The following is a 4,079-nucleotide window of genomic DNA, read 5'->3' as shown; positions in this document are numbered from 1 at the left end:
TTGCTCCACTTTCAGTACGTCTTTCCAAATTTGAACCAACGATTCTTCTGTCGCATTGGTTGGAGCAACATACCCTTCGCTCATGAGATCGGCACGCGGTTCAGGCAACGCGCGTTTGTCCACTTTTCCATTTGTGGTCAGTGGTAATTTCTCTAATCCGACGAAGTAAGAAGGAATCATGTATTCTGGTAAGGATTGCCCCAGATGTTCCCGCATCTCTGCTACCGTCCAAGGGCCATCTGTCACCAGATACGCACAGAGATATGAATGACCTTGCTCATCTCTTCGGGCCAGAAGAACCGCTTCCCGTACGACCGGATGCTCCAGCAGCTTCGCTTCAATCTCCCCGAGTTCAATCCGGAAACCACGAATCTTCACTTGTTCATCCATGCGTCCCATGTACTCGATGTTGCCATCGGGTAACCAGCGAGCCAAATCTCCTGTCCGATACATCCGCTCACCGGGGACAAAAGGATTCTCTACAAACCGTTCGGCGGTTAACTCCGGTCGATTCAGGTATCCACGGGCCAGTCCCTCTCCACTCACACAGAGCTCACCCGGTACCCCAATGGGTTGCAATTGGTTGTGCTGGTTGACAATGTAGATGCGGGTATTATGAATGGGGCGTCCAATTGGCACCATATCGGTCTCCATTACACGATGATCCACGGAATACGTTGCCGCAAATACGGTAGTCTCTGTCGGCCCATATCCATTGATCAGACAATGTTCTCCCAGTACTTCCAGCGCTTTTTGAACATGCTTGACCGAGGCTTTCTCTCCACCAAACAAGAGCTTCCGCATGGATTTCAGGCAAGACACATCCAACTCAACCAGGGTGTTAAACAACGATGCGGTCATAAAGGTCGAGGTGATCTGCTCCTCCCGAATCACACGGGCAAGTTCCGCCGTGTTGAGCACCACTTCTCTTGGAATCAGTACCAACCGCGCACCATGCAGAAGGGCACTGTAGATTTCATAGGTGGAGCCATCAAATGCATAGTTGGACAGGTTCAAGATCCGGTCTTCTTCCTCAATCTCCACATACCCATTGTTGATGATCGTTTTTACGACGTTTTGATGAGTGGTGAGGTTTCCTTTGGGTTTTCCCGTCGAACCGGATGTGTAGATCACATAGGCCAAATCTTGAGCTTGGTTGATCGGCTCCGGATTGGAGGCAAGTTCCTCGAATCCTTCTCCCAAAAAGAGGATCTCTCCCTTATAATCGGCTGGAATCATTTCCGCACGTTGCACAACCAAGAGCTTTGCCTGGCTATCTTCCAACATGTAACGAATGCGCTCTCCCGGATAAGTCGGATCGATCGGCATGTAGGCTCCTCCGGATTTCAAAATCCCGAGAATCCCTACAATCATCTCCATCGAGCGATCGGCAATCAAACCAATGATTTGATCCCGCTGAACTCCTTTTTTCCGCAAGGCATGCGCTAATTGGTTGGCCCGTGCATTCAACTCCCGATACGTCATCGTTTGTCCCTGGAAGACCAAAGCCACCCGATCGGGGTGCTTCTCGACCTGTTCTTCAAACAGGGCATGAATCGTTTTATCCCGTGGATAGTCTGCATCTGTGTTGTTAAATTCCTCCAGCAACTGACATTTTTCCGCTTCGGGAACTATATCAATTTCCGCTAAAGGAATGTCTGGACGCTCAATCACATCCATCACGATTTCATGGAAATGGGTGAACACTTTTTCCATCCAAACACGAGGATAGACACGTCCATTAAACGTGAGGATGAGGTGTAATTTTTCATTTCTAAGATACGCTTGCACACTCAAATCATAATTGGTTTGACTAAATACTTCCCGATCCACTACAGTAAAGCCCAGTGTCTCCTGATTATGTTGATGAGCGTCGGTATAATCGGGATAGTTCTCAAACACCAGAATATGATTGAATAAGGTTTGATTTTTAACCCCTTCTGCTTGGATATCAGCTAATGAGAGATAACCATATTGTTCAGAAGACAAAGCCGATTGCTTCACTTTGGTGAGTAAGTCAGCAAACGTCTCTCCCTCAAGACTTTGAATCCGGACCGGAATGGTATTGATGAATAAACCAACCATTCTTTCAATCCCTGGAATTTCTGCGGATCGTCCAGATATGACAGATCCAAACACGACATCATTCGTTTGATTATATTTTTGCAGTAAGACACCCCAAATGGTCTGAAACACGGTATTTAATGTGACTTGATACGACTTAGCCAGTTTAGTCAACTGAGAAGTGAGATGAGAAGTGAACTCATATGTCAATACTTCATGTTCATTCGCTGTTTCACTATTGGCAAAAGCCGGAAAAGGTAAACCCGATACCTGCTCATATCCCTGTAAATACGCCCGCCAATAAGCCTTGGCTTCTTCTTCATCTTGTTCTTCTAACCACTCAATATATTTGCTATAAGGAATGACCGCTTCTTGTGGAACAGGCTGGTTGTTTAATAGACAGCGATAGATTTCAAACAGATCATGTAAAACAATGCCCAAACACCAACCATCCATCAAGATATGATGAAAGCTGACAATCAATTGATATGTATTGGCTCCTGTTTTAAATAACGCCAAACGCATGAGGAGATCACGAGACAGCTGAAAACCTGTCTTTCGATCTTTTTTCTTAAACGCTTCAATATATTGGCGGCAATTTTCTTTTTCCAGGTGAGAAAGATCTTCAAAATGAATCGTCGCTGTTCGTTCCTTTAACACGATTTGTGTCGGCTCTTTAATCTTCTTGTAGAGAAACACCGTCCGCAAAAGATCATATTTTTCAATCAGCCGATTCCAACTTTCTTCTAAGTAAGAGGGATGAACGGTCCCTTCAATCTGGAAATCAATCTGTTCGAAATAGGTTTCACTCGTTGGATTTTTTAAGTAGTGAAACAACATGCCTCGCTGCATCGGAGATAAACGATACATATTTTTGATGTTTTTCCGATTAAACACGCCGACCACTCCGAAACCTGTGAATTTATCTTGATGGTTATTTTGAGCCTGTTAACAAAGTTCATTTTTTGATCTTGGATTTGTCAACAGGCTCATTTTTGGATTAGCTTCCTTTCCCGCCTTACACCAGCGGCAAAGGAGAACCAGGATTATTCTTCTTCACCTTATTTAATTTCTTCCTCTTCAAAAGCCTCGAAAATATCATCCAGTTCTTCCACGGTTAATTTTTTGATGCTAAAATCGCTTGGTGTTTGCTCTTGCTCTTCTTTTTGTAAGCAATGGGATAGGATTGCAAGCAGATCTTGCTTATATCGATTTGCCAATTGCTCTATCGTTTCGGATTCGTATGCTTTTCGGTTGAAGTTAAAATTCAGATACAGCCTGTTATTCATAACGATTCCGTTCACGTCCAGTACATGAGTCAGGTGATTGCGTGGACTAATCTGGTGTCCCATCGGTAAGGTCGCGATCTCTTGGTCTGCTCCTTCTTGTCCAAACTGCCCCAGATAGTTGAAACTCATCTCGGGCTGTAAACGGAAATCAATCTTTTCTTCGCTTAAATACTGGAGCAGGCCATAACCGACGCCCTTATTGGGAACTCGGCGCAAGGTCTCTTTTACTTCTTTGATTGCGGTTGAGAGATCATCGGTTTTTAGTTCGAACAACACCGGATAGATCGAGGTAAACCATCCCACGGTTCGAGTCAGATCGATTCCTTCCAGGATCTCTTCCCGACCATGCCCCTCTAAATTCAGGGCCACTCGTGTTTCGCCTGTCCATTCCTTCACCGTGAGAGCGAGAGCGGTAAGGAGCAAATCATTGATTTCCGTCTGATACGCACGATGGGCTTCTGTGAGCAACTGCTGTGTCTCTTCCTCTGTCAAGCTGACCGTGATCGTCTTCCGATCACCAAATGTTCCCTGATCCACCGCCTGATCTTTCGGAAGCGGAGCTACATGACTTTCGGCAATCGCTTCCCAGTAAGGTCTTTCCTTTTTGCGGAAAGTTGGACTCATGGCATATTCCTTTAATTTTGTCGCCCATGCTTGATAGGAACTGGACTTCGCGGGCAGTTTGTTTTCTTCTTGCTGATACAGGGTGTTGAAATCACTCAACAG

At 45.3% G+C, this 4,079-nt stretch carries 2 protein-coding genes; both read right to left on the bottom strand.

The window, feature by feature from the left end:
- On the bottom strand, window positions 1-2,961 hold a 2,961-nt coding region (locus tag BMZ78_RS18175), incomplete at its 3' end, for a non-ribosomal peptide synthetase (protein WP_139203369.1).
- 164 nt (window positions 2,962-3,125) lie between these two features.
- The coding region (locus BMZ78_RS18170) for a condensation domain-containing protein (RefSeq protein ID WP_245739943.1) at window positions 3,126-4,079 on the bottom strand (954 nt) is incomplete at its 5' end.

This window comes from Thermoflavimicrobium dichotomicum (genome assembly GCF_900114055.1).
In the GTDB taxonomy this organism is placed as follows: domain Bacteria; phylum Bacillota; class Bacilli; order Thermoactinomycetales; family Thermoactinomycetaceae; genus Thermoflavimicrobium; species Thermoflavimicrobium dichotomicum.
This window is presented reverse-complemented; position numbering and strand designations above follow the sequence as displayed.